This is a genomic window from Thermoanaerobacterium calidifontis, assembly GCF_055381745.1.
Genome location: NZ_AP042436.1, coordinates 1,969,421 through 1,991,965 on the forward strand (window position 1 = coordinate 1,969,421; position 22,545 = coordinate 1,991,965).

Annotated in this window: 22 protein-coding genes, 2 tRNA genes and 1 other RNA gene; 2 read left to right on the forward strand and 23 right to left on the reverse strand. The window is 37.7% G+C overall.

Annotated features, from left to right (window positions below; genetic code table 11):
* Positions 1-20 precede the first annotated feature (20 nt).
* The 13 genes from manA to ACZ42G_RS10345 form a co-directional block, all read right to left on the reverse strand.
* Entirely contained in the window at positions 21-977 is a 957-nt protein-coding gene (manA, locus tag ACZ42G_RS10285) for a mannose-6-phosphate isomerase, class I (protein ID WP_274893158.1), read from the reverse strand.
* Positions 978-995: 18 nt separating this feature from the next.
* Positions 996-1,697, reverse strand: coding sequence for a purine-nucleoside phosphorylase (gene deoD / locus ACZ42G_RS10290; protein WP_274893159.1), 702 nt, complete (start codon positions 1,695-1,697; stop codon positions 996-998).
* A 69-nt stretch (positions 1,698-1,766) separates the two neighbouring features.
* Entirely contained in the window at positions 1,767-2,876 is a 1,110-nt protein-coding gene (mnmA, locus tag ACZ42G_RS10295) for a tRNA 2-thiouridine(34) synthase MnmA (RefSeq protein ID WP_274893160.1), read from the reverse strand.
* 76 nt (positions 2,877-2,952) lie between these two features.
* Positions 2,953-3,330, reverse strand: an RNA gene (gene rnpB, locus ACZ42G_RS10300) — RNase P RNA component class A.
* 63 nt (positions 3,331-3,393) lie between these two features.
* Positions 3,394-4,509, reverse strand: a complete 1,116-nt coding sequence (locus ACZ42G_RS10305; protein WP_274893161.1) for a Nif3-like dinuclear metal center hexameric protein — start codon at positions 4,507-4,509, stop codon at positions 3,394-3,396.
* Positions 4,472-5,182, reverse strand: a complete 711-nt coding sequence (locus tag ACZ42G_RS10310) for a tRNA (adenine(22)-N(1))-methyltransferase (RefSeq protein ID WP_274893162.1) — start codon at positions 5,180-5,182, stop codon at positions 4,472-4,474. The genes ACZ42G_RS10305 and ACZ42G_RS10310 overlap by 38 nt, the downstream gene beginning before the upstream one ends.
* Positions 5,183-5,237: 55 nt before the next feature.
* A tRNA-Ile gene (locus tag ACZ42G_RS10315) sits at positions 5,238-5,313 on the reverse strand.
* 6 nt (positions 5,314-5,319) lie between these two features.
* A tRNA-Asn gene (locus tag ACZ42G_RS10320) sits at positions 5,320-5,394 on the reverse strand.
* Positions 5,395-5,439: 45 nt separating this feature from the next.
* Positions 5,440-6,450: an RNA polymerase sigma factor RpoD gene (rpoD, locus tag ACZ42G_RS10325; RefSeq protein ID WP_464852160.1), complete on the reverse strand. Its 1,011-nt coding sequence runs from the start codon at positions 6,448-6,450 to the stop codon at positions 5,440-5,442.
* Between the two features lie 94 nt (positions 6,451-6,544).
* Positions 6,545-8,341 (reverse strand): DNA primase, encoded by a 1,797-nt coding sequence (gene dnaG / locus ACZ42G_RS10330; protein WP_464850357.1) that lies wholly within the window; start codon positions 8,339-8,341, stop codon positions 6,545-6,547.
* 129 nt (positions 8,342-8,470) lie between these two features.
* Positions 8,471-9,481 (reverse strand): deoxyguanosinetriphosphate triphosphohydrolase, encoded by a 1,011-nt coding sequence (locus tag ACZ42G_RS10335; protein ID WP_464850358.1) that lies wholly within the window; start codon positions 9,479-9,481, stop codon positions 8,471-8,473.
* 58 nt (positions 9,482-9,539) lie between these two features.
* A complete protein-coding gene (secG, locus tag ACZ42G_RS10340; RefSeq protein ID WP_014759309.1) occupies positions 9,540-9,779 on the reverse strand; it encodes a preprotein translocase subunit SecG in 240 nt (79 codons plus the stop codon).
* Between the two features lie 70 nt (positions 9,780-9,849).
* Positions 9,850-10,218 (reverse strand): DUF134 domain-containing protein, encoded by a 369-nt coding sequence (locus ACZ42G_RS10345; protein ID WP_014759310.1) that lies wholly within the window; start codon positions 10,216-10,218, stop codon positions 9,850-9,852.
* Positions 10,219-10,371: 153 nt separating this feature from the next.
* Between ACZ42G_RS10345 and ACZ42G_RS10350 the strand changes: the two genes are divergently transcribed.
* Positions 10,372-10,701 carry a hypothetical protein gene (locus ACZ42G_RS10350; RefSeq protein ID WP_014759311.1) on the forward strand — a complete coding sequence of 110 codons (330 nt, stop codon included), beginning with the start codon at positions 10,372-10,374 and terminating at the stop codon, positions 10,699-10,701.
* A 28-nt stretch (positions 10,702-10,729) separates the two neighbouring features.
* Here ACZ42G_RS10350 and eno read toward each other — a convergent pair whose 3' ends face one another.
* The 9 genes from eno to ACZ42G_RS10395 all read right to left on the reverse strand — a co-directional run bounded on the left by eno (position 10,730) and on the right by ACZ42G_RS10395 (position 20,414).
* The gene (gene eno, locus ACZ42G_RS10355; RefSeq protein WP_014759312.1) at positions 10,730-12,016 is read right to left on the reverse strand and encodes a phosphopyruvate hydratase; all 1,287 of its coding nucleotides are present in this window, start codon (positions 12,014-12,016) and stop codon (positions 10,730-10,732) included.
* Positions 12,017-12,036: 20 nt separating this feature from the next.
* Positions 12,037-13,578, reverse strand: a complete 1,542-nt coding sequence (gene gpmI / locus ACZ42G_RS10360; RefSeq protein ID WP_464850360.1) for a 2,3-bisphosphoglycerate-independent phosphoglycerate mutase — start codon at positions 13,576-13,578, stop codon at positions 12,037-12,039.
* 12 nt (positions 13,579-13,590) lie between these two features.
* Positions 13,591-14,337, reverse strand: coding sequence for a triose-phosphate isomerase (gene tpiA, locus ACZ42G_RS10365; RefSeq protein ID WP_464850361.1), 747 nt, complete (start codon positions 14,335-14,337; stop codon positions 13,591-13,593).
* Between the two features lie 13 nt (positions 14,338-14,350).
* Positions 14,351-15,532: a phosphoglycerate kinase gene (locus ACZ42G_RS10370; protein ID WP_464850362.1), complete on the reverse strand. Its 1,182-nt coding sequence runs from the start codon at positions 15,530-15,532 to the stop codon at positions 14,351-14,353.
* Between the two features lie 56 nt (positions 15,533-15,588).
* Positions 15,589-16,596 (reverse strand): type I glyceraldehyde-3-phosphate dehydrogenase, encoded by a 1,008-nt coding sequence (gene gap, locus ACZ42G_RS10375; RefSeq protein WP_085111559.1) that lies wholly within the window; start codon positions 16,594-16,596, stop codon positions 15,589-15,591.
* Positions 16,597-16,647: 51 nt separating this feature from the next.
* Positions 16,648-17,670, reverse strand: coding sequence for a sugar-binding transcriptional regulator (locus ACZ42G_RS10380; RefSeq protein WP_085111560.1), 1,023 nt, complete (start codon positions 17,668-17,670; stop codon positions 16,648-16,650).
* 169 nt (positions 17,671-17,839) lie between these two features.
* On the reverse strand, positions 17,840-19,189 hold the full coding sequence (gene rpoN / locus ACZ42G_RS10385; protein WP_464850365.1) for an RNA polymerase factor sigma-54: 1,350 nt from the start codon (positions 19,187-19,189) through the stop codon (positions 17,840-17,842).
* Positions 19,190-19,286: 97 nt separating this feature from the next.
* On the reverse strand, positions 19,287-19,559 hold the full coding sequence (locus ACZ42G_RS10390) for an acylphosphatase (protein ID WP_085111562.1): 273 nt from the start codon (positions 19,557-19,559) through the stop codon (positions 19,287-19,289).
* A gap of 30 nt (positions 19,560-19,589) precedes the next feature.
* Complete coding sequence (locus tag ACZ42G_RS10395) at positions 19,590-20,414, reverse strand: Cof-type HAD-IIB family hydrolase (RefSeq protein WP_085111563.1); 825 nt, start codon at positions 20,412-20,414, stop codon at positions 19,590-19,592.
* Between the two features lie 193 nt (positions 20,415-20,607).
* Between ACZ42G_RS10395 and perR the strand changes: the two genes are divergently transcribed.
* Entirely contained in the window at positions 20,608-21,030 is a 423-nt protein-coding gene (gene perR, locus ACZ42G_RS10400; RefSeq protein ID WP_464852161.1) for a transcriptional regulator PerR, read from the forward strand.
* Between the two features lie 21 nt (positions 21,031-21,051).
* Here perR and ACZ42G_RS10405 read toward each other — a convergent pair whose 3' ends face one another.
* Complete coding sequence (locus ACZ42G_RS10405) at positions 21,052-22,536, reverse strand: VanW family protein (RefSeq protein WP_464850367.1); 1,485 nt, start codon at positions 22,534-22,536, stop codon at positions 21,052-21,054.
* Positions 22,537-22,545: the final 9 nt, after the last annotated feature.

A 22,545-nucleotide genomic window follows, 5' to 3' on the forward strand; every position in this document is an offset into this window, starting at 1 on the left:
CTCTATGTCAACATCACTTTCTACACGTAAGACCTTATAAGTTTGCAATTGCCAGTAATGGTGTATTTGCCAATTGACGCAGGTATCAAAAGCGATTCACCGCTTTTCAAATCGGCTTCTCCATCTTCGTAAATTATCTTTCCTTCGCCTTCTACCATCACCAACGTATTAAAAATGCCGTTAGTCTCTATATTGACCGTTGAGTCAACATAGATTACATCCGTTTTAAAGTATTTTGACTGAACGACATTGGCGATGCTTCCCCCATCTACCTTTTTATATTTAGGAACTATTTTATCGCTTTTTAAATTAAAATCAATCACGTCTAAAGCTTTATCAATGTGAAGCTCTCTTTTGTTTCCATTGTCATCTACTCTATTGTAATCATAAACTCTGTAAGTTAAATCCGAATTCTGCTGTATTTCGCAGATTAATATGCCTTCTCCGATGGCGTGTACCATCCCTGAAGGTATGTACACTACATCTCCTGGCTTTACCTCTATCTCATTGAGACATTCTTCAAGTCTTTCCTTTTCAAGCAATGACTTAAATTGTTCCTTCGTCGTGCCTTCTTTTAAACCACAGATAAGTTTGGCACCAGGCTTTGCATCGATTATATACCACATTTCTGTCTTGCCTATATCGCCATTTTCATGATGATAAGCGTAATCATCATCTGGATGCACTTGAACAGATAATTTATCATTGGCATCTATTATCTTTATAAGCAATGGAAATCTATCGTACGATTTGCCTTCTCCATAAAGCTCGTCTCCATGCTTATTTGCAAGTTCGCTTAATTTAACTCCATCGTAAATACCGCCATCTACTTCACTTACAGCAGTTGTATTGTCAGAAATGCACCAAAGCTCACCTATCTTTTTGCCGTAAGGCCCATTAAAGCCGTACTTTGTCTTCAAGGCATCTCCGCCCCATATCCTTTCCATAAATATGGGTTTAAACTTTAGTGGTTGCATTCTCATCACTCCCACATATTATTCAGCGATATTTAGAGCAATTTCTATCATATCGTTAAATGTCTTCTGCCTTTCTTCTGCAGATGTAGCATGACCTGTAACTAAACTATCGCTTACTGTCAATATGGTAAGAGCATCTACTCCATACTTAGCAGCTAAAGTATAAAGACCTGCCGTTTCCATCTCAACTGCTAAAACGCCAAACTTGGCCCATAATTTCCAGCTATCTTTATCATCGTTGTAAAATGTATCTGATGAAAGTATATTGCCTACTTTTACATTGATGCCTTTCTCCAAAGCCGCATCATAAGCTTTTTTCAAAAGCTTAAAGCTGGCTGTAGGAGCATAGTCCATGCCATTAAACCTGATCTTATTTATGGCAGAATCTGTCGATGACGCCATTGCCAATATTACGTCTCTTATGTTTATATCTTCTTGCATAGAGCCGCATGTACCTATCCTTATGAGATTTTTTACGTTGTAGCTTTGGATAAGCTCGTTTACATATATGGATATAGATGGTATACCCATCCCTGTTCCCTGAACAGATACTCTTTTGCCTTTGTAATTGCCAGTAAATCCGTACATTCCGCGGACTTCATTGTAACAAATTACATCAGTTAAAAAATTGTCTGCAATGTACTTAGCCCTAAGTGGATCTCCAGGCAATAATACTGTACTTGCAACTTCTCCATCTTTTGCACCTATGTGAATACTCAAATTATCCATCTCCTTTTAATATTTTACAATTATATAATATCAAAAATGATGTAAACCTTCAATCGCTTTCTATATCAAGGCTTTTTTATCTTTATATACGGTTTCTATCACACCGCCTCCAAGACAGTATTCACCATCGTAAAAGACGACAAATTGACCTGGTGTAACAGCTCTTTGCGGTTTATCAAACACAACTAAATAGCCATCATCTTTATTAAAGACCATCACGTCTTGGTCAGGTTGCCTGTACCTGAATTTTGCTTTGCACCTAAGTTCATCAAAGCTTATGTCTCCGTCTATCCAATTTACATCCTTCGTAAACAAGCCGTACGAATACAATGCAGGATTTTTCTCGCCTTGTGCAACATAAAGTATATTGTTTTCAACATCCTTGTCAACCACAAACCAAGGCTCTCCTGTGCCTACACCACCTATGCCGATGCCTCTTCTCTGTCCTAATGTGTAAAACATAAGCCCATCATGACGTCCCAATACACGCCCCGACAGATCCCTTATTTCTCCCGGCTTCGCAGGCAAAAACTGGTTTAAAAATTCTTTAAACTTCCTCTCTCCGATAAAGCAAATACCTGTACTGTCTTTTTTATCAGCCGTCTTCAGACCTGCCTTTCGTGCTATCTCCCGCACTTCCGATTTATCAAGGTGTCCTATTGGAAACATCGTCTTTGACAACTGCTTCTGCCCAAGCTCACATAAAAAATACGTCTGATCTTTGTTTTTGTCTACACCTTTTAGCATCCTATAGTGCCCACCTGTATGCTCTATCCTTGCATAGTGGCCTGTTGCAATATAATCTGCTCCAATTTTCATCGAAAACTCCAAAAAAGCCTTAAACTTTATCTCTTTGTTGCACATTACGTCTGGATTGGGTGTTCTACCGCTTTTGTATTCATTTAAGAAATACTGAAAAACTCTGTCCCAATATTCTTTTGTAAAGTTTATCGAATAGTAAGGAATACCTATTTTATCGCAAACCCTCACAACATCTTCATAATCCTCTGCTGCCGTACAGTACCCCGAGTCGTCTTCTTCATCCCAATTTTTCATAAATATGCCTATCACATCGTATCCCTGTTCTTTAAGAAGCAGTGCAGACACAGAGGAATCTACTCCTCCAGACATCCCCACTACAACTTTTACGTTTCGATTCTCATAAGCCATTTAAAATTACAACCTCTCTCATAAAAAAATTATTTAAAAAAACTCAATGCCACATGACATTGAGTTTTTACCTTTTAATACGAGCAAGTCTATAAGCCGAGTTCTGTTTTAGATGGTCATCTATCTACGATATCAGTTGCCTGATACCTCCAGCGGTTTTACCCGAGGGTCAAGCGGGCCACTTGTATTTCCCTCCTATTCTACCTTGCTCCAGGTGGGGTTTACAGAGCATTCCAGTCGCCTGGATGCTGGTGAGCTCTTACCTCGCCTTTCCACCCTTACCCACCACCAATCCGCTATTAATAAAAGCATTATTATTGACGAATTAGTGATAGGCGGTATATCTCTGTTGCACTTTCCTTGGAGTCACCTCCACCGGGTATTACCCGGCACCTTGCCCTGTGGAGCTCGGACTTTCCTCGTACATAATGTACGCGACCATCTGGCTTACTCGTAAGTATTACTCTCCAGATATAGAATGATACCACTATTAAATAAGTTTGTCAAATGGCAATTATTACATGAATATAAACGGATCAGCCTGTACCTCGCTGGTAATGACATTTAAGTCTACATCCATTTTTTGCGCTTCATCTCTTATGTATTCAGCGATGAAATTTACAGAAATCTTTTCTGTGCCAAAATGACCCGCATCTATTACAGCCAGTCCAAGATGTCTTGCATCTACTGCATCATGATAACCAACATCGCCTGTTATCAAAACATCGGCACCTTTAAAAGCTGAAATGGACACAAGACTTCCTCCACTGCCACCGCACACAGCCACTTTTCTAACTGTCTTGTTTAAATCACCTACGACACGTATGTTTTTTAATCCAAGTTTTGCTTTTACATCATTTGCAAGGTTGCCTAATGTAGTGTCTTTTATGAAACCAACTCTCCCGATTCCATATTCGTCGTAAAATGTATCAACTGGGTATATGTCATAAGCTACCTCTTCGTATGGATGAACTTTTAACATAGCGCTTATAACCCTATTTACCAATTTATCTGGCGCTATAGTCTCTATTCTAACCTCCTGAGTATTTTCCACTTTTCCTATCTCACCTATAAAAGGATTCGTTCCCTCTAACGGTTTAAAGCTTCCTATGCCCATCGTTTGAAACGTACAATCGCTGTAATTTCCTATGTAGCCTGCACCTGCATTGCACATGGCTGTCTTTACTATCTCCTCATATCCAACCGGAACATATACTACAATTTTCTTATAGCCTTCCTTATATGTAACTTGCAAAATCTCCTCGTCGTATATTCCCAGTATGTTGCAAAGAATATCGTTCATTCCACCTTTCGCAGCATCAAAGTTGGTATGCGCTGAATACACAGGTATGTCTTCTCTTATAAGCATCGTCAAAACTTCGCCTAACGGATTATCAGCACGCAAATTCTTAAGTGGCTTAAATATTACAGGGTGATGCGTTACAATCATGTCGACTTTTTTTGATATGGCTTCTAATACAACTTCTCTTGTAGCATCTAAAGCCACCATGACAGACGACACATCTTTTCTGGGATTTCCCACAAGAAGTCCAACATTATCCCAATCTTCAGCACATTTGTGCGGTGCAAGTTTGTCAATCATTCCTGCTATTGTCTGGCATTTCAGACTCATACAATAACACCTCATATTTTTTTATTTTATTTAAAATATCCTCTTTCAGTAAATCACTTTCATTGCTTTTCGATACTTCATCAAAAATCTTTTTTAGCTTTCCTATCTTATATGATATATAATCTTTAAGCAATGGGTGACGTTTTTGAAAGAGCTTTTCGCCTATTTCATAAAAAATTTCGTCGTGGACATTTCCCTTGCCATGTTCTACAGCAATTATCTCGAAGAACTTTCCTTTCTCAAAAACTAAATCTTCGTCAACAATCAAATACCCATTCTCATAGATGTACCTGCGAAGATGGTCAGATGCCGTCATAGGCTGCAAGATAAATCTCTCTACAGTTGAAGCGATGCTTTTGTCTTTTTCTAAAATATCTGAAATCAAAATGCCACCCATGCCGGCTATTACAGCAGTATCAACTTCATTTGGCCTTAAAACGCTTAATCCATCGCCAAGCCGTACAATTATATTTTCTGACAGATTGTACTTTTTAATAACATCAATTGCTTTATTGAGGGAAGCAGATTTCACATCTGATGCGATTATGTAGTCTGAAATGCCATTTAAGTAAAGGTAAACTGGTATATATCCATGATCTGTACCTATATCAGCAACTTTAGAATGAAGTTTTATCATTTTGACGATAGAATTTAATCTCTGTGACAGCTTCATACTATAAAATAAAAAGCATTTGTAAAATCAAATGCCTATCCTTTCATCAATTATATGGTGGGCCTTCAGGGACTCGAACCCCGGACCAATCGGTTATGAGCCGACCGCTCTACCAACTGAGCTAAAGGCCCTAAATATGGCTCCTCAGGTAGGGCTCGAACCTACAGCCTACCGGTTAACAGCCGGTTGCTCCACCATTGAGCTACTGAGGAATACATTTATTATTATACTACATTTTTAACAGGTGTCAAGCAGTGTCAATCCAAAAAATCTTTTAATTTCTTGCTGCGGCTTGGATGTCTCAATTTTCTCAATGCCTTTGCCTCTATCTGTCTTATTCTCTCTCTTGTGACATTGAATTCTTTGCCTACTTCCTCCAATGTCCTTGCCCTGCCGTCATCCAATCCAAATCTTAGCCTCAACACCTTTTCTTCCCTCGGCGTCAAAGTATCCAATACGTCTATAAGCTGCTCTTTAAGCATCGTAAATGCCGCCGCTTCAGCAGGCGCTGGAGCATCTTCATCTGGTATAAAATCGCCAAGATGGCTATCTTCTTCTTCGCCTATAGGAGTCTCTAACGATACTGGTTCCTGAGCAATCTTCATTATCTCTCTGACCTTGTCAACTGACATGTCCATCTCTTTAGCGATCTCCTCCGGTAGAGGGTCACGTCCCAATTCTTGCAAAAGTTGCCTTGAAACCCTTATAAGCTTATTAATAGTTTCTACCATATGGACAGGAATGCGTATCGTCCTGGCCTGATCGGCTATAGCCCTTGTGATTGCCTGTCTTATCCACCATGTAGCGTATGTGCTAAACTTAAATCCCTTTCTGTAGTTAAACTTTTCTACAGCTTTTAAAAGGCCTAAATTTCCTTCTTGAATCAAATCGAGAAATAACATACCTCTGCCTACATATCTTTTAGCAATGCTTACAACAAGCCTCAAATTTGCTTCCGTAAGCCTTTTTTTAGCTTCCTCATCGCCTTTTTCTATCCTCTTTGCCAACTCTATTTCTTCATCAGGAGATAAAAGAGGTATTTTTCCTATTTCCTTTAAGTACATTCTTACTGGATCGTCAATATTTATCCCTTCAGGAATAGACAGATCCAAATCCAGATCTTCCTCTGGAATTAATTCATCCTGCTGCGGTTCTTCCCCCACGATTTCTATACCCAACTTTTCGAATGTATCATATACTTTCTCTATCTGATCTGCATCCATATCAATATCTTCAAGGGAATTCATTATTTCATTGTACGTCAGCATGCCATTTTTTTTGCCTTTATCAATAAGCTCTTTTATGGAATTTTTTACTTTTTCTTTATTCACGGGTGTCCCCTCCTTTTGGGCAACCTTTTTCTCAGCCATTTTTTAAACTCAGCATCTCCTTTTCATATTTCTGTAATTGTATCAAAAGTTCTCTTTCCTTTTCGACGTCACCTGCATTATATGAATCGTCAATTTCACGTTTAATGCTTGCAATTTTTTTTCGTATGTCGTCTTTTATTATCTCTTTTACACAGTCATCCACTATCTTCTCACTTGCCACTTTCTCGCTATACAGAACGTTGAATATATCGTTAAATTCGTCTTTTAAATCAGCATTGTCCAGCATAAAGCTTAGGTCTTTTGCATCCACATGTCCACCATCTTCAAGCCTTTCAAAAATATACGACATCACTGCCTTTAAATGTTCATCTTCGATGTCATCTACAGAAAGCTTCCCTTTTACCCTGCTATAAAGCTTGTTGTCAATTAAAAGCAGTGCAATCAAGTACTTAAGAGACGGTATCTTTTTTGCTTCACTGTATTTAATATTATGCCTATTATTGCCAACTGTATACCTAATTTTTTTATTATTTTGCAAAAAACCCTTGACAAACTGGTCTATTTCTGCTCTAATAGTGTTTTCAGGTATTTCAGCGTCTTTTGATACGATGGAGATATACACATCTCTCTTTACTTCGTCTTTAACTGTGGCAAGATCCTTGCACACCTTTTTGATGTACTTTATCCTGTCTGATGGCTTTCCTAAATCCAAATCTTGTTTGTACTTCTTTATCTTATACTCTATCAATGTATCTGTCTTTTCAAGAAGCTTTTTAAATGCGTCAAAACCTTCTTTTCTCACATATTCATCAGGGTCCTTGCCATTAGGCACTGTCAATATATTTACATTCAAGTCCAGTTCGTCTAAAAGGTTAAGACCCCTCATTGTGGCCTCAATGCCTGCCTCATCTGCGTCGTATGAAATGACGACAGTGTTTTTGTACTTTTTTATAAGCCTACCTTGCTCTAAAGTCAGCGCGGTACCCAATGATGCGACGACATTGTCAAGTCCACTTTGGTACAATGCAATTGCATCCATATATCCTTCAACGATAATAAACATATCTTCTTTAGATTTTTTGGCGTAATTAATCCCATACAATGTCTTTCCCTTTTTAAAAACAACCGTCTCAGGGGTGTTTAAATACTTTGGCTTTGCATCATCCATGACTCTACCGCCAAATCCTATCACATTGTTTTTCTCATCTATTATGGGAAACATTACTCGATTTTTAAATCTATCGTAATATGAACCAGTGCTGCTTTTTGAAACAAGACCAGCCCTTACAAGTACGTCAATATTGTAATTGCGGCGCTTTAAATACTTAAGCAATTCAAGTCCACTTGACGGAGAAAGCCCCAATCCAAATCTCTTTATCGTAATATCGTCAATGCCTCTATCGTAGAGGTATTTTAATGCAGCCTGTCCAAATTTTGAATAAAGATACCTATGGTAAAACAAAGCAGCTAACCTATTTACTTCATATATTTCATCTTTCAGCTTTTTTTTCTGATACTCTAAACCTGACAAATTTTCTTCTTCAATCTCTATACCAGCTCTATCTGCCAAGAACTCAACGGCCTCCTTAAAACCTACATTTTCAATATTCATTACAAAGGTAATGACATTTCCGCTGGCTTGGCAACCAAAACAATGATAAAGCTGCTTCTCTTGGCTTACATTGAAAGATGGTGTTTTCTCATGATGAAACGGGCACAATCCCTTAAAGTCCCTGCCAGATTTTTTAAGCGAAACATAGCTTGAAACAACATCTACTATATCATTTTCTTCTATTACTCTATCGATCACGTCTTTTGAATAAGACATAAACACCACCTTAATTAATAGTTCGACAAAAAACAGGAAAATCCTCTTTTTTAAAAACAATTATAAAATTTTCATGGAATTAATATATTCGACACAAATTCCTAAAATCCTTCTTGAAATTTTTACATTTTAAAAATTTTTATCTTCCCATGGCGATGGAAGAAAAATTTCCTTATACTTTGTTATGGCATATTTATCAGTCATTCCTGCTATATAATCGGCAACTGCCCGTTCTTTGCCATATTCATGTGTTAATTCGATAAATTCTGCAGGCATATCTTCTACATTTTCGCAAAAATAATAAAAAAGCTGTTCAACAACTTTTTTTGCTTTTGCCTCTTCGCTTTTCGCCTTCGAACCTATATAAACCTTTTTAAACAAAAAATCTCTAAGGCTGTAAGTAGCATCATAAATCTCACGGCTCATGGAGATGTTATCTTTTCCCATGCTGTTTTCAATTATGTCCTTCACCATTGTATTTATCCTCTTGCTGTGAGTATCTCCTAATATATGCCTTAAATCTCTTGGTATATCATCATTTGTCAATACCTTGCCTCGAATTGCATCATCAATGTCGTGATTCACATAGGCAATCTTGTCTGCCAATTGAACGATTTTACCTTCTAACGTCCCAGGACTGCCGGATGTGGAATGGTTTAAGATGCCATCCCGCACTTCCCACGTCAGATTAAGCCCTAAACCATTATTTTCTATCACATCCACCACTCTTAAACTTTGAACGCTATGTCTAAAGCCATCTTTTAAAAGCCTATTTAGAACATCTTCACCTGAATGACCAAAAGGAGTATGTCCTAAATCGTGGCCTAAAGCTATGGCTTCTGTCAAATCTTCGTTAAGCCTTAATGCCCTCGCAATAGTCTTTGATATTTGTGCAACTTCTAAAGTATGTGTAAGTCTCGTCCTGTAATGGTCGCCTTCAGGAGATATAAAAACCTGCGTCTTATGGCTCAATCTCCTAAAAGCCTTGCAATGTATGATTCTATCTCTATCCCTTTGGTAATCTGTGCGAATATCGCACTTTTCCTCGTCTTTCATTCGTCCTTTTGATTCTCTGCTGTGTGCTGCGTACGGTGATAGTATTTTATACTCCATATCCTCGGATATTTCCCTTATTTTCATCATATCACCTTCTCACAAAAATAAAACCCAATAAGGGTTTTATTTTATATAGACGATATTATTTTCCCATCAGCAACGTCAATATCAATGAAGTAATTATGAAAACTACAGCACTTATCGTAGTAAGCCTCTCCAAAGTGCCTTCCATCGTTCTGGCCTTATTTTTGCCAAAGAAAGTTTCCGCACCACCTGCAATCGCGCCGGATATACCTGCACTTTTGCCTTGCTGCAATAGTATAACTGCCATCATAAACAAACTAACAATAATATGAACTATAAGTACTATTATTTTTAGCATATGTTTAACCTCCGAAAATCATATTTGCACTATTATATATTATATAACAATAGCATATTTATATCAAGCATTAATTTTCTTCATCAGGAATCGATTCGCTCATCATGCCATGCCTATGACAATGTCCATGGTGCGGTGCGTCCTCGCCGTAGACTTTGTAATTGCCGCCTTCCACTCTTATGGCTTTGCCATTTACAAGTGCATCTGCAACTTTCTCGCGTGCCGACATTATGATCCTAAAAAATGTAGGTCTTGAAACTTTCATCCTCTCCGCACAATCTTCTTGTTCTAATCCCTCTAAATCTTTTAGGCGTATGGCTTCAAATTCCTCAACTGTAAGCACAACTTCACTCAATGAGTGCATCGGAATCCCTACTGGTTTAAAATAGTTTATGTTTGGTTCGCACTTTACCCATCTGCATTTTTGAGGTCTCGGCATTTTATCACATCCCATTTCTTTTTTTGCGTAATCATATTACTATTTTATCACTTATAAGCTAATCATATCAAGATACTTTTAAATACAATGTACACATATTCAAGATATAATGAATAGCATAAATTAGTCAACAATATATGAAGGATGATTTTTATGACACCATCTTCCATTATTCAAGAATTATCGTCTGGAAGCTCTTTGGCAACAGCTATCGGTTATATACTTTTTGCAATAGGAATAAATGGCAATGTAAAAACAAAAGAAAATCTTGTACTTTCTGGCAGATGGATTATTTTCATAGGAACTTTTTTGCTATACGCCCTAAATATAATATCGCTAAGGCAAAATGAAAATAAAGATGAAGCCACCATTGAAAATCCTGATTTGCTTATTTTAGCCGGCAGCTTTATGATTGCATCAGGCGCATTTGCAGACGCAGTCGGATTCGAAGTCAAAAATTTAAAAGAAGCTCAAGTATGTTGATACTGAGCTTCTTTTTTTGCATAGACAATTACTTTACGTTGTAAAATGCGTCTTTTCCAAGGTATTGTGCTATTCCGCCTAATCCTTCTTCTATCCTCATCAATTGATTGTACTTGACGACTCTATCTGTTCTGGAAGGAGCGCCAGTCTTGATCTGTCCCGCATTGACAGCAACGACAAGATCTGCAATAGTTGAATCTTCTGTTTCACCTGAGCGATGTGATACGACAGCAGTGTATCCTGCTTTCTTCGCCATCTCTATCGCATCAAGAGTTTCAGTCAATGTACCTATCTGATTAAGCTTAATGAGGATAGAGTTTGCAACACCCATCTTAATTCCTCTCGAAAGCCTTTCTGTATTTGTAACAAAAAGATCGTCGCCAACTAATTGGATTTTCTTGCCTAATCTTTCTGTTAAGAGTTTCCATCCATTCCAATCCTCTTCTGCCAAGCCATCTTCAATTGAAACGATTGGATATTTATTTACAAGCTGCTCCCAGTAATCCACCATTTCTTCTGATGTCCTTACAACACCTTCACCATCAAAATGGTATTTGCCGTCTTCTTTGTACATCTCAGATGAAGCTGGGTCAAGTGCTATCGCTACATCTTCACCAGGTACATATCCTGCTTTTTGGATTGCCTCCAATATTACCTGTATTGCTTCTTCGTTTGATGTAAGGTTTGGTGCAAAACCACCTTCGTCGCCAACTGTAGTGCTTAATCCTTTTGATTTAAGCACTGATCTTAAATTGTGGAAAACTTCAGCGCATGTCCTTAAAGCTTCATGGAAGCTTTGTGCGCCAACAGGCATTATCATGAATTCCTGTATATCCACGTTGTTGTCAGCGTGCTTTCCGCCGTTTAAAATGTTCATCATTGGCACAGGAAGCACTTTTGCATTTACTCCACCTAAGTACTGATAAAGTGGCAAGCCAACTTCTTCAGCAGCAGCTTTAGCAACTGCCAATGAAACGCCTAAAATTGCATTTGCACCCAAGTTTGATTTATTTGGAGTTCCATCTAAATCAATCATGGCTTTGTCTATTGCTACTTGGTCTATTGCATCCATTCCAATTATTTCTGGAGCAATCTTTTCATTTACATTTTCTACAGCCTTCAATACACCTTTTCCTAAGTACCTGTTGTTGTCGCCATCTCTCAATTCAACAGCTTCAAACTGACCTGTTGAAGCACCAGATGGAACAGCAGCACGACCTACAGCGCCGCTATCTAATTCCACTTCCACTTCTACTGTCGGATTTCCTCTTGAATCAAGTATTTCTCTTGCATAAACATCAACAATTATAGACATAAATATTCTCCTTTCGTTTTTTATCTTCCTATTATGAGGGACTTACCTGTCATTTCCTGTGGCTTCGGCAGCCCCAATATGTCAAGCACCGTTGGTGCTATGTCTGCTAAAATACCATCGTTTCTAAGCGTTATATCGCCTTCCCCTATCACTATGAATGGCACTGGATTTGTAGTGTGAGCAGTCTGTGGCTCTTTTGTCACTGGATCAATCATCTGCTCAGAATTTCCATGGTCAGCAGTTATAAGAATAGTACCGCCCACTTCCTGACAAGCCATCACTATTCTGCCAAGGCACTCATCAATTGCTTCTATAGCTTTGACAGCGGCGCTAAATACGCCTGTATGTCCTACCATGTCAGGATTTGCAAAGTTAAGCAATATAAAACCATACTGTTTGGATTTTATTTTTTCAACTACCGTATCTGTAACTTCGTATGCACTCATTTCTGGCTTTAAATCGTACGTAGCTACTTTAGGAGATGGTATAAGTATCCTGTCTTCTCCTTTATTTGGCTCCTCTACGCCACCATTAAAGAAGAATGTAACATGGGCGTATTTTTCTGTTTCCGCTATTCTAAGCTGTTTTATGCCTTTGTCGCTTAGGTACTCACCGAGGGTATTCTTTAAGTTCTCAGGCTTATACGCCACATGTATATTCTCAAATGTTATATCGTACTGCGTCATTGATACGAAGTAAACGGGAATATATCCTTTTTCTCTATCAAAAAAGTTAAACACTTCATCGATAAAAGCTCTTGTAATTTGTCTTGCCCTATCAGGCCTGAAATTAAAGAAGATTATAGAATCATTAGCATCTACAGTCGCAGTTGGTTTTCCGCCATCTAAAATAACCGTCGGCTCTACAAATTCATCTGTCTGATCTTTGCTATATGCAATATCAATCGCTTCTTCAGGCGAATTAGCAAAAACGCCTTTTCCCAATGCTATAGCATCGTAAGCTTTTTTAGTCCTTTCCCATCTTTTATCGCGGTCCATCGCATAGTATCTTCCAGATATCGTGGCGATTTTGCCGATCCCAAGCCTATTCGCTTCATCCTCAAATGCCTTTATGTATTCTTTTGCACATGCCGGAGGAACATCTCTTCCATCTAAAAATGCATGGACGTATACTTCGTCTAATCCTTCCTCTTTTGCAAGTTTCATAAGGGCAAAAAGATGGGTAATATGGCTGTGAACGCCGCCATCAGACAGAAGCCCAAAAAGGTGCAATTTCGAGCCATTCTTCTTTACATTTTGTATGGCGTCAAGGAATTCCTGCTTTTTGAAAAAAGCACCTTCTTTAATCTCTTTGCTTATCCTTGTAAGCTCCTGATAGACTATTCTGCCGGCACCTATATTAAGATGTCCTACTTCCGAATTTCCCATCTGTCCTTCAGGAAGCCCTACAGCTAAGCCACTTGGTATAATCTTTGTATTTGGATAATTTTTGAAATAATAATCTAAGTTTGGTGTATTAGCTGAATAAATGGCATTTCCTTCTTTGCTGTCAGAGATGCCAAATCCATCTAAGACAACAAGCATCACAAAGTTTTTGGGCATGCAATCCTCTCCTTAATAATTTACAATTTTAGCGAAATCCTGCGCTTTAAGGCTAGCTCCGCCCACTAATGCACCATCAATATCGCTTTCTGACATAAGCTCTTTAGCATTATCAGGTTTAACACTGCCACCATATTGTATTCTTACCTCATTAGCGATGTCTATACTGTATATGTCTGCAATAGTCTCTCTTATGACCTTTATTACATCATTCGCATCTTTCGATGTAGCTGTTTTTCCTGTTCCAATAGCCCAAATAGGCTCATAAGCTATGACGACATTCAAGACATCTTCACTTTTAATGCCATCCAATGCTTTTTTTGTCTGTTCTCTTACTACATTGAAAGCTTCCCCTGCTTCTCTTTGAGATAATGATTCGCCTACGCATACAATAGGCTTAAGTCCATGACTTAATGCAGATTTGACTTTTTTATTCACAGTCTCATCCGTCTCCGCAAAATACTGTCTTCTCTCTGAATGGCCGATTACGACGTATTCTACGCCTATCTCTTTAAGCATAATCGGCGAGACTTCTCCTGTAAATGCGCCTTTTTCTTCCCAGTGCATGTTCTGTGCACCTAATTTTATATTAGAGCCATCTATGGCCTTTTTTACGTCCACAAGATCCACAAATGGCGGTATTACTACAACTTCTGCTTCTGCACCAGACACTAAAGGCTTAAGCTCATTTACAAGATTTACAGCTTCGGATGGCGTCATGTACATCTTCCAATTACCTGCAATAATAGGTCTTCTCAATCAAAACACCTCTTTATTTGTCGTTTAATGCAGCTATTCCAGGCAATACCTTGCCTTCTAAGAATTCTAATGACGCACCGCCACCAGTCGATATATGTGACACTTTGTCTGCATAGCCTAATTGTTCTACTGCCGCTGCAGAATCTCCGCCACCGATTATAGTAGTGCCACTGCACTCGCTCATGGCTTTTGCGATTGCCTCTGTTCCCTTTGCAAATTCTCTGATTTCAAATACACCCATAGGACCATTCCAAACTACTGTCTTCGCATCTTTTATGACTTTTGAAAATTCTTCAATTGTCTTTGGTCCAATATCTACGCCGATCTTGTCATTAGGCATCTTGTCTATATCAACTACTTCATAAGGAACACCTGATTTTAATTCTGCACTGACTACCGTATCAACTGGCAAAAGCAATTTAACGCCTTTTTGCTTAGCCTTTTCGATCAAGTTTTTTGCAAGCTCTAATTTGTCTTCCTCCAAAAGTGATTTGCCTATTTCATAGCCTTCAGCCTTTATAAATGTGTATGCCATACCGCCGCCAATCAATAGGCTGTCAACTTTGTCTAAAAGGTTTGTGATAACACCGATTTTATCTGAAACTTTTGCGCCGCCCAGTATTGCCACAAAAGGTCTTTCTGGATTTTCCAAAGCGCCACCCATGAAGTTTAACTCTTTTTCAATTAAAAATCCAGATACTGCTGGCAAGTAACTTGCAACTCCCGTCGTAGATGCGTGCGCTCTATGTGCTGTGCCAAATGCATCGTTGACAAATACGTCAGCTAATGACGCCAATTCTTTTGAAAAATCTGGATCATTTTTTTCTTCTTCAGCGTGGAATCTGACATTTTCCAAAAGCAGCACTTCACCGTCTTTTAATGCGTTAGCTTTTGCCTTAGCATCTTCACCTATTACATCATCAGCTACAATGACTTGTTTTCCAAGTAACTCTGAAAGCCTTTTTGCAACAGGCTTCATAGAATACTCCATGTTGAACTTGCCCTTCGGCCTTCCTAAGTGTGATACTAATATCACCTTTGCATTATTGTCTAAAAGATATTGGATAGTAGGCAAAGCGGCTTTTATTCTCGTATCATCAGTGATGTTTTTTTCACTGTCCATAGGAACATTAAAGTCTACCCTTACAAGGACTCTCTTGCCTTTTACATCGATATCCCTTACAGTTTTTTTCATGATATACCTCCTATCGATATATTTTAGGACAAGGTTATAAGCCTTGTCCTATGATATTACAGTCTATCTGCTACATACTTAGCAAGGTCAACAACCCTGTTTGAATAACCCCATTCGTTGTCATACCATGAAACAACTTTTACCATATTGCCTTCCATAACCATCGTTGACAAGCCATCAACAATTGATGATCTTGAATCGCCTTTGAAGTCCATTGATACTAATGGTTCATCTGTATATCCAAGAATGCCTTTAAGTTCGTTTTCTGCTGCTTCTTTCAATGCTGCATTTACTTCTTCTACAGTTACGCTCTTTTCAAGCTCTGCAACAAGGTCAACAACAGATACGTCTGGTGTTGGAACTCTCATTGCAAAACCGTTTAATTTTCCTTTTAATTCAGGCAATACAAGTGCAACTGCTTTTGCAGCACCAGTTGTTGTCGGAATAATTGACATTGCTGCTGATCTTGCTCTTCTTAAATCTTTATGAGGAAGGTCCAGTATCCTCTGATCGTTTGTGTATGAGTGAACAGTTGTCATTAAACCTCTCTTAATTCCAAATTTGTTATGTAAAACTTTTGCAAATGGTGCTAAGCAGTTTGTTGTGCATGAAGCATTTGAAATAACATGATGTGCGTTTGGATCGTATTTGTCCTCGTTAACACCCATAACGATTGTTATATCTTCGTTTTTAGCAGGTGCAGAAATTATTACTTTCTTTGCTCCAGCTTCAATGTGTTTTACTGCATCTTCCTTGTTTGTAAATCTACCTGTTGATTCGATAACTATGTCAACACCTAATTCCTTCCAAGGTAATTTTGCAGGATCTGTTTCTTTTAATATCTTTATTTCCTTGCCATTTACAACAAGTGAATCTTCTTTTGCGACGACTTCGCCTTCGAATTGACCGAATGTTGAATCGTATTTTAATAGATGTGCTAATGTTTTTGCATCAGTAAGATCGTTGAATGCAACAATATCAAGATCTACATTTTTCTTTAATGCTGCTCTAAAAAAGTTTCTGCCTATTCTACCAAAGCCATTAATACCTACTTTTACTGCCATAATATTTCCTCCTTTAATTTTTATTTTTTATATTAAACACCTTTCGGTGTATTAACAACTTTTTAATATCTCAAATGCAGCGCCTTCATCAGTTATAAGGACATCCACCATTCCGCTTATGCAAGTTGATATAATCGCATCAGCTTTGCTTTTGCCACCTGAAACAGCTATCAAATTTTTGACGTTTTTTAAATCATCTTTTGTGAGAAATATGCTTGGCGTCTCATAAACTGTTTCACCGTTTATGTTTAAGTAAAAGCCCAATGCTTCTGACGTGGCACCAACATTCTTAAGATACTCTTTAGTCGATGAAGGTAAATTTCGCCTGTCAGCCATCACATCTGCACGTCCTATGCCAAAAAGCACTACATCAGCTTCTTTCAATATGTCAATAACGCTTTTTATGTCTGGCTCATTCATAAGGGTCTCTATAGCTTCTTTGCCTACGTTGTCAGGAATATGAAGCATTTTGTAAGAACCGCCCAACTTTTTTGCGAGGACTGATGCAATTGTGTTTGCTTGTTTTTCCACTTCGCGACCTAAGCCACCTCTTGCAGGCACAACCATTATGTCTGATTTGGTGTAGCACTGAGGCATTTCATTTGCAACTTCCATCACGCTTGAACCGCCAGTCAATGCAATGATGCTGTCATTCTTTATTATGCTTTTAAGGTAAGCTGCAGCAGATTTGCCCATGTCTTTTTTTATAAGCCTATCATTATCGACATCACCTGGTATCACGATGACCTTTTTTAGTTTCAGGCGATCCTTCAAAGTTTTTTCCATGTTGTTTAAGCCTTTTAACTCATGGATAAACTCCTTAAGCTCCTCCAAAAGTTTCTCGCCGTCTTTAGTCACAGTCATTCCTAAAGGATTTATATCGATAAGGCCTTGTCGCTTCAAAAAAGATACCTCTGTCCTTATTATCCTCTCGCCAATATTAAGCTGATATGACAAAGCTCGCCTTCCTATTGGCTGGCTGAAATATATATTACGCATTATAGTATACCTTTTTTGCAGCAGTTCTATTAGCTCAGGCACAATTTTCTGTTGTAATGATATTATGTCATTCATGTATCAAAACCTTCTTCAGGACTTTTATAGACCCGTTGTATTTTAACTGTCCCACCAAAACATCAAATAAATGTTTTTACCTTCAATACTATTTTATATTAAGACTTCTAATTTTTCAATAGACAAGATTATAAAAGAGAGCATTTTCTAAAATTATTGCTCTCTTTTATCAATATCTTTTTCTCTTGCTGGACGATGGAATATTCATCTCTTCCCTGTACTTAGCAACAGTCCTTCTCGATATCGTTACGCCTTTTTTAGATAAAATCTCAGCGATTTTTTGGTCGCTTAAAGTATCTTGAGGGTCTTCTTCGTTTATCAGTTGCTTTATCATCTCTTTTATCATTTCCTGCGAAAACATCTCACCGTCGCCATTGCCGATGCCGCTTTGGAAGAAGTATCTGATTTCAAAAACACCTAAAGGTGTATCGACGTACTTTCCGTTTACTGCCCTGCTTACCGTCGATTCATGAACTCCTACTGCATCTGCAATCTTCTTTAAGTTCATAGGTTTAATGTACTTCTGTTCTCTGTCAAAAAATGACCTTTGCTCCTTTACTATCGCATTTAACACTTTGTACAAAGTGTCCCTTCTCGACTCAATGCTTTTTATAAGCCACATGGCTGACTGAATTTTATTTGACAGGTACTTCCTTGTATTGTCATCATCAGTGACAGTCAAAATGCTTTCATACGACTTATTTATCCTCAAGCCAGGATACAAAGACTCATTTATAAGCACAACATAATCGCCGTCTATTTTCTTTATATAAGCGTCTGGAATGACGTATTTGATATCGTTATAGCTTGAAAAACTACTTCCAGGCCTCGGATTTAGCTTTTTTATCTCGTCTACGGCATTCTGCACTTCTTTAATATCCACATTTAATTTTTTTGCTATAAGCGAAAGCTTGTTGTCCGCAATTTCGTTTAAATAATTTTCCACAATTTCTTTTACTACGCCATTATACATGTTTTTGCTTTTTAACTGAAGCATGAGGCATTCCGTTAAATTTCTCGCTGCGATCCCCGGCGGGTCAAATGATTGCACTACATTTAAAGCCATCAATACATCTTCTTCACTGTAATTGTAATCTTCGCTGAGTTTTTTGATATCATCGTTTAGATAGCCATTGCTGTCAAGATCGTAAATTATGACTTTGCATATCTCTTTTATTTTCTTCGTAAGAGGTGTTATATGAAGTTGAAACAGCAGATGATCTGTAAGGGACGTATCAGTCGAGACCATGTTTTCAAAGCTTAAGTCATCTCTCTCTTCGTCATCGCTGCTGTAATTGTACTTATCAAGGTCACTATTCTTATTTAACTCATGGTAAATCTCGATGACGTCTTCCTTATCTTCGTACGCCTCCAACATGGGGTTGGTTTCCAATTCACTTGTGATAAGCTCATTTAACTCGTACGAATTTAGCTGTAATATCTCGATGGCCTGTTTAAGCTGAGGCGTCATCAATAATTTCTGTACTTGTTTTAAATTAAGTCCCATATCCAGCTTCATATTCTACACCCTCATATACATCAATATTCACATTTCAATTATACCATATTTGTAACCGTTTATAAAATGGATATTTTTAGTTTGACGACAGGTAAAACTACATTATTTCAAAAGAGTGATACAGACCTTGGTAGTCATCCCATTTTTGAGCTATACTTTCTACCCTTGCCCATCTTAGTCCATTTTTTATGTAATCGATAAGCATGTTTATGTCTTCTTCATTGCCTTCTGCTACAATCTCAACGCTTCCATCGTACAGATTCTTTGCATATCCAGTTATATTAAGCCGCAAAGCCATGTTGTAAACAGAATACCTAAGTCCAACACCTTGCACATGGCCTGTCAAATTAAGATGGACTGTTTTTTTCACAAAAACCCCTCCTTCCAAAAGCAAATCTACTTACAAGATAAATTTATTTATGACGTAAGCGACGCCGTTTTCCATGTTTGATTTTGTGATAAAGTCTGCCGTTTTTTTAAGTTTATCTATGGCATTTTCCATTGCCACACCAAAACCTGCGTATTCAACCATCTCTACATCATTTTCACTGTCACCTATTGCCACCATTTCTGATCTGTCCACTCCCAAATATTCTCCCAATATCTTGAGGCCGTTTCCTTTGTTTACACCTTTATTTAATATTTCTATATTATTGTGAAACGAGCTTGTAGTCTCTAATCTATCGCCTTTTTCGTTATCTATCGTTTTTCTCACTGCTTTTATTTTCTCTGAATCTTCGTCAAACATTACAAATTTCACAATGCTGTCTTTCAACTTGCTTTCAAATTCTGTATGAGAAGGTATATTCTCCACTTCTACTCGTAATGTTTCAGCGTACAATCTGTTCCACTCCCCATACTTTTGGAATTTACTGGTAATCTCCGGTGAATAAACTATTTTATCGCTGTAAAAATGATAATAAAGGTCGTTTTTCTTTGCCAAATCTATCAAATACGACAATATGTCTATATCAAGCACACTTTTATAAATTTCTTCATCATTGTCATCTATCACCATGGCTCCATTGCTGGCAATGATGTATGGCTTGAATCCTAAGAATTCCGAGTATGCATAAGCAGAAGCATAAATCCTGCCCGTTGATATGACAACATATATACCTGCATCACGAGCTTTTTTTAATGCTTCTAAGTTTTCTCTCGATATTTGCTTGTCATGCGTCAAAAGTGTATCATCCATATCTATTGCAATTAATTTATATGACATCATAGTCCCCCATTCATCAGAATATTTTTTCAATATTACTATACCATTACTGACAATCAACTTCAAGTTTTCACGATTTTCACTATGCATTTCAAAAAATGATTGACAGCATAAAATCGCAATAGTATAATGTAACTATAAATATTACATGAGAAATTTTATTAATTAATATTCCATAGAAAGAAGGGATATGATGGACGATATCTCGTCAATCCTGAAAGAAAAGGGATTAAAAGTGACACCGCAAAGGCTTGCTATCATCAACATGCTTAAAAATACCAAGGAACATCCAAGTGCTGAAACCATATACAAGACGCTGTCGTCCGATTTCCCAACAATGAGTTTGGCTACTGTCTATAAGACGCTTGAAATGCTAAAGAGTATAGGACTTGTGCAAGAACTTAATGTTGGTGAAGGTAGTTTCAGATACGACGCAAATGTCAATTCACACCCACATTTGATATGTTACAGATGCAATAGGGTAGACGACCTTGACGACTCAGCATTAGATGATCTTCTTGGTGAAGTAAGCAAACACACAGATTATCTTTTGATGGATCAAAAATTGTATTTTTATGGCTATTGCCCTGATTGCAAAAAAAAGGTGACAAATTAAAAAACGAGCGATGCTCGTTTTTTAATTTGTAGGATTTATGTTTTGCGGCTTCCCATTTAAATCATCTGTAGATACATTCTTTTCATCAATTTGGCTTTGAACACTTTCATTATTACTTACTTCATCTTTTTTCACGCCCCGCCTTATGACGCCGTCAACTGGCTTATATATGTCTGTATACAAAAATTCCTTTTTCACCAAAACATTGTTCTCATAAATGAGCCTGTAAGTATTTACCTTGTATCCTGTATGCTTTTCCACATCTACCTGCGTGACTCCTTCAGGCAAAGTAGGATCATCAACATATGTTACTTTTGGCTCGTACTTTTCCACAATCTCAGAATATATGTCGATCCTTTTGCCTGGATCTTCCGGATATCCGTAAAAGTTCACTATAAAGTTATTTCCGCTGATGTACGATTCAATGTATATAGGGTATTTTGTTGGATTTTCAAACTTTAAATCGAGAACGTCTCCTGAGATTGTAGCATCTTGCCCTGGCGAAACGTATCCGACAGGAAATGTGTGATGATATCTCTCATCAATTTTCATATCTGCTCTTAACGCAGCATTGTAAATGGTAGTTGCAACTTGACACACACCACCACCTATGTCGGGAACCAGCTTATTACCGATAATCACAGGCGCTTCTTTATATCCATTCTGTATGATTCTCGGCCCTAACGTTTTATTAAGAGAAAAAACTTGCCCCGGCATAAGCAGCTTGCCATTTACAGCTTTTGCAGCTACAGCAAGGTTTTCCGACCTATTTGCATCGCCAGTATTGAATTGTGTAGAAAAACTGACAATTTTGCCCTTTATCATGCTGAGTTCTGAAGCCTTTATGTCTGCATCGACTTTTTTAACCGTGACAGGAACTTCTACATAATCTTTATCACCTGTCATAATCACATTCTTTACCGCACTTTTTATACTTTCAATTGTCTTATTTGCATCGACTTTTAATCCCGAAATATCATTTGTAATGTTTATCTTACCGTCAGACACGTATATTTTAGCATCAACAGGATTTTTGTCTATGTTTTTCGATACGTCCATCACAAATTTATCTAAACCGTTAAAATTGGCTGTGGGGCTGTATTTAAGATATTTACCGTTCTTAGATACATCGTATATGGTCTTTATTCGATTTATGAAGTTCCCACTTTTGCCTATAGAATAAGCTTCATTGACGATAGCGTCATAGTCGTAACTTATTTTAACGTCACCGCTTGGAAGTACAAACTGCTTGTCGTTGTACTTTAAAACGACTTTTAAATTGTTTACCGTCTTAAGGTTATCTTGCAGTCTTAAATGGGCTTCAGATTTAGTAAGTCCACTAAGACTAATTCCATTGACAAAAACTCCCTTTGCAATAGTATTTTGATTCATGACAGCATAGAACATCACAAATGAACCAGCAAACACAGTTATTATTAATAAAAGAAGAATGATGTAAAAATAATTGCTTTTACTCTTTATGCTTTTTGTGTCCTTTGTCTCCATTTTGATCTC